Below are 5,886 nucleotides of genomic sequence, written 5' to 3' on the forward strand. Positions count from 1 at the left end.
CCGTGTGCACCTTCGCCGCCAGCCCTTGGAATCCGCAGCGCATGTCGGTGACGCCGGCCACCAGCCAGACTCGGGTATTGCTACGCACGTCGCGCTCACGCGAATCTGATGCGGCGTAATTTAACTTACATTGGCGGCGTAATTTACTTGACACGCCCCAGGACCTCCGGCCTCAGGTCGTCGATTAGCGCGCGCAGCCTCCGAAGGTCGTCGACACGAAAGGCGGAGCGCCCCGCCGCAGCCTGCGCGAACGCGTCCGGCTCATCCACGTTCGTCCATGAGGCCAGTATCGATACCAGCTGGCCATGTTCGTCGTAGAACATGACGCGGTCCTCTCCCCAGTTGATGCGCCGGGTAGCCAGCTGGATTCGTGTACCGCGTCGCGGGTGAAAGGGATGGGTGATCTCGACCGTTACGGCCGTGCAACCGTCGTCACGACAAGCAGTTGCTGACTTACGATAAGGCGAAGGTCGAGCAATCGGTGCTCCTCGTTCAGCGCTGGATTCTGGCGCGGCTGCGCCACCAGCGCCTGTTCAGCCTCGATGAAGCGAACCGCGCGATCGCCACACTGCTCGTCGGTTTGAACAACAAGCCGTTCAAGAAGCTGCCCGGCTGTCGCCGCAGTGCCTTCGAGGAACTCGATCGCCCGGCGTTGCGGCCGCTGCCCGAGCGGCCGTATCAGTTCGCCCAGTGGAAGCTCGCGCGCGTCGGGATCGACTACCACGTCGAAGTCGTCGAGCACTTCTACTCCGTGCCGTACCGCTACGCGCGCGAACAGGTCGACGTGCGCTACACCAGGACCAGCGTCGAGATCTTCCATCGCGGCCAGCGCATTGCCGCGCATGCCCGCAGTGAGCGGCGCGGCCATCACAGCACGATCGCCGCGCACATGCCGCCGAATCACCGGGTGGCCACCACCGAGTGGAACCCGCAACGCCTGCTCAAATGGGCAGCCAGTATCGGTCCGCACACCGCCGCCGTCGTCGAGCACCTGCTCAGTGGCCGCCAACACCCGGAGCAGCCTACCGCGCCTGCCTGGGTGTGCTGCGGCTGGGCAAGGACTACGGGGCCACGCGGCTGGAGGCCGCCTGCAGCCGCGCCATCGATCTGAAAGCGTCGAACTACCGCTTCATTGCGTCGACGCTGAAGAACGGTCTGGAAAGCAAGGCCGAGACGGCCGCCGCCCAGGCCGAGTTGCCGCTCGTGCACGCGAACGTGCGCGGACCATCCTACTACCACTGACTGGAGATCGTCATCATGTTGCATCATCCGACCGTCGAGAAGCTCCATACGCTGCGCCTGTTCGGCATGGCAGCGGCGCTGGCCGAGCAGCAATCGCAGGCCAGCATCGATCAACTCGGCTTCGAGGAGCGTCTCGGGCTGCTCGTCGAGCGCGAGGCCAGCGAGCGCGATTCGCTCCTGCTCACGGCGCGGCTGCGCCGCGCCAAGCTGCGCTTCCCCGGCGCCGTGCCAGAAGACATCGACTACCGTTCGTCGCGCGGCCTGGACCGGACGCTGCTCGCCCGGCTGCTGACCGGCGAGTGGATTCGGGAGCGGCAGAATGTGATCCTGGTCGCGCCGACCGGGCTCGGCAAGAGCTGGTTGGCGTGCGCTCTGGTGAACCAGGCCTGCCGGCAGGGCTACTCGGCTGGCTATCTGCGCATGCCGAAGTTCAGTGAGGAGATGGCGATCGCGCACGGCGCCGGCCGCTATGCCCGGCTGCTCGCGCAGTGGGCTCGAACCGACGTCCTGGTGCTCGACGATCTCGCGATGGCGCCGATGTCCGATCAGGCGCGGCGCGACCTGCTCGAGGTGCTCGACGACCGGCACGGCTCCCACTCGACGATCGTCACCAGTCAGATCCCCATCGAGAACTGGCATGCCGCCATTGGCGACCCGACGCTCGCCGACGCGATCCTCGACCGACTCGTTCACAACGCCCATCGCCTCACGCTCGCCGGCGAATCGATGCGCAAGCGCCGAAATGGTTTGACCAGCAAGGAGGTGTCGGAGTAAAAACGCTCAGGCCCGCGTCGCCACGTCCGCAGCGTTCGCTTGCGCGTGGAATGCGTGTTCGGATAACCGTGGAATGGGCGTTCGCTTAAGCGTGGAATGAGCGTTCGGTTTGCGTGGAATACGCAGTGATGTCCATCAAATCGAAAATGATGGGCACCACTTTGATGTCGCTTCTCGCCCTCGTCTACGACGGTCGCCGTGAGGCGCTTACTCCATCGAGCAGTAACTTCCGGATGCTTCGCTGTCAGCCTAGTTCTGGTTCTCGTTCGTCGTGCGATACCCCTGGTCGGGGGCCTGACTTCAGCGCAAGCCGCAGCCGGACGGCGAAGAAGATATTTGGCAGAACGCGCTAACATTCGAGTCGTGATTCTGTCTGGAGCGAATTGTGAACATCGGAGAGGCCGCAAAGGCAACGGGCGTCAGCGCAAAGATGATCCGCTACTACGAAAGCGTAGGCCTTCTCAATCCGGCGAAGCGTACCGATTCGGGATACCGCGTCTACCACGATGAAGAAATCCACTTGCTCCGCTTCATCCGGCAGGCGCGACGGCTGGGGTTTCTCGTCGACGACATCCGGAAACTGCTGGCGCTCTGGCAAGATCGCTCGAGAGCGAGCGCCGAAGTCAAAGCGATTGCGATCGAGCACGTGGCCGAACTTGACGGCCGGATCGCCGAGCTTACCGATATGCGGAACACGCTTGCGAACCTTGCCGCGCATTGCAGTGGAGATGACCGACCGGATTGCCCCATTTTGGAGCGCTTGGCTAACCCTTGCTGTGACCCAAAATAGTGCATTCTGACGTGGGATTCTGGCGCAGCGGACTACGAAAGTGCCTCAAAAATCAGACGCTTAAGTTGGAATTGTTTGATCTATTCCAAATCGGCATGCATCACATTCGAGCATTTCACTGGCAAGTTGGTGCAATCAGGCTATAATCGGGTTAACCCTATACGGGATATCCCTGAAGTCGATTCACCAGGGGATCTCAACCTTCCTTGGAGAGACAACATGTTTGCCTACATCATCGAAAAGCTGAGCAACTGGTTTGAAGCTGCAGAGCGCGACCGCCGTGAAGCCTACTTGGCATCGTCGAGCGACATCGTTCAACTCGAACAGCGCATCCGTTCGCTGGAAGCCAACGGCTACTCGCTGTAACTCGAAGCGGCAAGACGTTGCGTCACGCGCTTAGTGCGCGAGTAAAGGAAAGCCCCGTATTGACGGGGCTTTGTCTTTTCATAAGCTGGAAACGTCCAGTACAGATATCGTAGCCTATCGGCGTACAATCAGCGTCGTCTGAAACGGGGGCCGGATGAAAGTCGTCAAGCGCTTTTTCTGCTTCGCGATCGGTTGCGTCGCACTATGCGGCATCGCAACGGCTGCGATTGCTGGAGCAAACGGTGGTGCGCCGCTGATCTTGGACACGCAAAGCGGCATTCACGACGGTAAGGGCGGTATCGTGCTGCAGAACGCGCCCTTATCGCATGCTTCGATTGTCGCGCCTGCGCAACCTGCGCCGATGACGGAACTGTCTTCCGGTTCAACGGCGCCGATGGTGATCATCCCGTACATCGCAGTGCCGAATTCGGCCGTTCCGCTCAAATCTCCCGCGCCGCATTAGTAAACAGCGCGAAGTCAGTTGCCGCGGTGCTCGATCGCAAACGTCGCGCCGCCATCTTGCCCAAGCTTTTCGACGAGATACGGGAGAGTCTCTTTCATCGAGTCGATCAGCGTATATGGCGGATTCAGGATGAACATTCCGCTGCCGAACAGGCCATAGCCGTCAGAAGGAGGACGGCTCACAGTCAAGCTCAGATGCAGCCAGTTGTTCGGCTGCAGTCGTTTCAGATGATCGGCGAATTTCTGAGATTCGGGGCGGCTCACCTGTGGATACCAGATCGCATAGCATCCCGTTGCAAATCGTTTCAGGCTTTCTTCCACGCAGGTGATCGTCTTTGCATAGTCGCGCTTGTCCTCGTATGACGGGTCGATCAACACGAGCGCGCGCCGCGGCGGCGGTGGCAGCAGCGCCTTGATGCCTTCGAATCCGTCGCCGGCGTAGATCATCGCGCGTCGCCCCGCATCGCGAAAATTGTGTCGTAGCACGTCGATTTCGGTAGTGTGCAGCTCGAACAGGCGCATCCGGTCCTGTTCGCGCATCATTCGCCATGCGAGATAGGGCGAGCCCGGATAGTAGCGCAGCTCGCCGCCGCTGTTCAGCGCGCGGACTTCGTCGACATAGTTGGCCAGTGCTTCGGGCAGATCCGCCGCATCCCAAATTTTTTCGATCCCCGTACTGAACTCACCGGTTTTCGCCGCATAACCGTCGAAGAGCGAGTAGACGCCTGCACCTGCGTGCGTGTCGATGTACCAGTACGACTTGTCCTTCTTGTTCAAATGACGCAGCAACTGCACGACAACGGCGTGCTTGAGGACGTCCGCGTGGTTGCCGGCGTGAAAGCCGTGACGATAGCTGAGCATGGCGAGAGAAATACGGAGCGAGACGTGGAAATCGGCCGAGCGGCGGGACGTGCGAATGATGTCGCAACGCCTGCTGGCATGGCTGGCAGATGCGGTCGCGTATTGTACGCGAGTATGCGATTCGGTCTGCCGTGCGGCTACTGGTAGGCATCGCCGACGAGCTGCTCGACCCGCTGCTTGACGTCCGGCGTGAGCTTTGCCGCCACGTCGAGCGAGCGCATGTTCTCGATGATTTGCTCGACACGCGACGCGCCGGTGATTACGGTGCTGACGCGAGGATTCTTCAGCACCCAAGCCAGCGCGAGCTGGCCGACGCTGCAGCCTAGGTCGCGCGCTACCTCGCCGAGCGCTTCGACGACGCTGTTCTTCGCCGGGTCCGTCAATTGTGCGCGCAGCCAGTCGTAGCCGTGAATTTCGGCTCGGCTGCCGGCGGGAACCCCGTGCCGGTATTTTCCAGTCAACAGCCCAGACGCTAGCGGGCTCCAGGTCGTGAGCCCCATTCCGAAATCCTCATAGAGGCGCCTATATTCTTGCTCGACGCGCTTGCGATGAAACAGGTTGTATTGCGGCTGCTCCATCGTCGGCTTGCGCAGGTGATGCCGCTCGGCGATTTCGTATGCGGCGCGGATCTCGTCGGCGCTCCATTCGGACGTGCCCCAGTAGAGCGCCTTGCCGCGCGCGATGATGTCGCTCATCGCCCACACGGTTTCCTCGATTGGCGTATTCGGATCGGGGCGATGGCAGAACACGAGGTCGACGTAGTCGAGCTGCAGACGTTGCAGTGACGCGTCGATCGCGTTCAGCAGGTATTTGCGGTTGAGGGTGTGGTACTGATTCGGCGCTTCCGCGAGCCCCCAGAAGAACTTCGTCGAAACCACGTAGCTGATGCGCGGCCAGCCGAGCGACTTCAGCGCATGTCCCATGATTTCCTCGGATTTGCCGCCCGCATACACTTCGGCGTTGTCGAAGAAGTTGACGCCGGCGTCGCGTGCGGCAGCCAGCGATTCTCGCGCGGCACGACGATCGACCTGGTTGCCATAGGTGACCCATGAACCGATCGACAACTCGCTGACTTGCAATCCGGAACGTCCCAGCCTTCGGTAGTTCATATCGCCTCCGATCGAGCGTGACCGACAACAAGCTTAGCCTGTTTGACCGCGGCGCGCGGCCTCGTTCATGCACAATAGCAATGTCGGCCGCGCGGCGACAGCCTGCCATTCGGCCTATGCCGCTCGGCCGACTGGATGAATGCCGGACGCGATGCTTTCATTGACTTAACTGATGGAGACTTCGGGAATGACTTCGAACTTGAACGGCAAAACTGCAGTCGTGACGGGCGCGGCAAGCGGCATCGGCAAGGAAATCGCGCTGGAGCTCGCGCGTGCGGGCGC

Annotated in this window: 8 protein-coding genes and 1 pseudogene; 6 read left to right on the top strand and 3 right to left on the bottom strand. The window is 61.3% G+C overall.

Annotation, left to right across the window (positions count from 1 at the left end):
• Positions 1-143 precede the first annotated feature (143 nt).
• Positions 144-479: a DUF5372 family protein gene (locus tag WS91_RS04750; protein ID WP_331458321.1), complete on the bottom strand. Its 336-nt coding sequence runs from the start codon at positions 477-479 to the stop codon at positions 144-146.
• On the opposite strand from WS91_RS04750, the pseudogene WS91_RS04755 reads away from it, so the two are divergent.
• From WS91_RS04755 to WS91_RS04770, 5 genes and pseudogenes are all read left to right on the top strand, one after another.
• Positions 458-1,242 (top strand): annotated as a pseudogene (locus WS91_RS04755) (Mu transposase domain-containing protein); the annotation flags it as partial. The gene WS91_RS04750 and the pseudogene WS91_RS04755 sit on opposite strands and share 22 nt — an antisense overlap.
• Before the next feature lie 15 nt (positions 1,243-1,257).
• Positions 1,258-2,016: an IS21-like element helper ATPase IstB gene (istB, locus tag WS91_RS04760; RefSeq protein ID WP_059580329.1), complete on the top strand. Its 759-nt coding sequence runs from the start codon at positions 1,258-1,260 to the stop codon at positions 2,014-2,016.
• A 385-nt stretch (positions 2,017-2,401) separates the two neighbouring features.
• Positions 2,402-2,806, top strand: a complete 405-nt coding sequence (gene cueR / locus WS91_RS04765) for a Cu(I)-responsive transcriptional regulator (RefSeq protein WP_038744516.1) — start codon at positions 2,402-2,404, stop codon at positions 2,804-2,806.
• Between the two features lie 219 nt (positions 2,807-3,025).
• Positions 3,026-3,172: a DUF3563 family protein gene (locus WS91_RS32110; RefSeq protein WP_081989347.1), complete on the top strand. Its 147-nt coding sequence runs from the start codon at positions 3,026-3,028 to the stop codon at positions 3,170-3,172.
• 154 nt (positions 3,173-3,326) lie between these two features.
• Positions 3,327-3,635, top strand: a complete 309-nt coding sequence (locus WS91_RS04770; protein ID WP_052145007.1) for a hypothetical protein — start codon at positions 3,327-3,329, stop codon at positions 3,633-3,635.
• Positions 3,636-3,649: 14 nt separating this feature from the next.
• Here WS91_RS04770 and WS91_RS04775 read toward each other — a convergent pair whose 3' ends face one another.
• Both WS91_RS04775 and WS91_RS04780 read right to left on the bottom strand, forming a co-directional pair.
• Positions 3,650-4,495 (bottom strand): 23S rRNA (adenine(2030)-N(6))-methyltransferase RlmJ, encoded by an 846-nt coding sequence (locus tag WS91_RS04775; RefSeq protein WP_038744515.1) that lies wholly within the window; start codon positions 4,493-4,495, stop codon positions 3,650-3,652.
• Positions 4,496-4,632: 137 nt separating this feature from the next.
• Positions 4,633-5,604 (bottom strand): potassium channel beta subunit family protein, encoded by a 972-nt coding sequence (locus tag WS91_RS04780; protein WP_038744514.1) that lies wholly within the window; start codon positions 5,602-5,604, stop codon positions 4,633-4,635.
• A gap of 187 nt (positions 5,605-5,791) precedes the next feature.
• Between WS91_RS04780 and WS91_RS35505 the strand changes: the two genes are divergently transcribed.
• Positions 5,792-5,886, top strand: a 95-nt coding sequence (locus tag WS91_RS35505; RefSeq protein ID WP_156432290.1) for an SDR family NAD(P)-dependent oxidoreductase, incomplete at its 3' end; no start/stop codon positions are given.

The organism is Burkholderia sp. MSMB1498 (genome assembly GCF_001526245.1).
Taxonomy (GTDB): Bacteria; Pseudomonadota; Gammaproteobacteria; order Burkholderiales; family Burkholderiaceae; genus Burkholderia; species Burkholderia savannae.

Coding starts and splice junctions, on each gene's coding strand:
- WS91_RS32110 (WP_081989347.1), top strand. CDS start 3,026: ATGTTTGCCTACATCATCGAAAAGCTGAGCAACTGGTTTGAAGCTGCA.
- WS91_RS04770 (WP_052145007.1), top strand. CDS start 3,327: ATGAAAGTCGTCAAGCGCTTTTTCTGCTTCGCGATCGGTTGCGTCGCA.
- WS91_RS04780 (WP_038744514.1), bottom strand. CDS start 5,604: ATGAACTACCGAAGGCTGGGACGTTCCGGATTGCAAGTCAGCGAGTTG.
- WS91_RS04775 (WP_038744515.1), bottom strand. CDS start 4,495: ATGCTCAGCTATCGTCACGGCTTTCACGCCGGCAACCACGCGGACGTC.
- istB (WP_059580329.1), top strand. CDS start 1,258: ATGTTGCATCATCCGACCGTCGAGAAGCTCCATACGCTGCGCCTGTTC.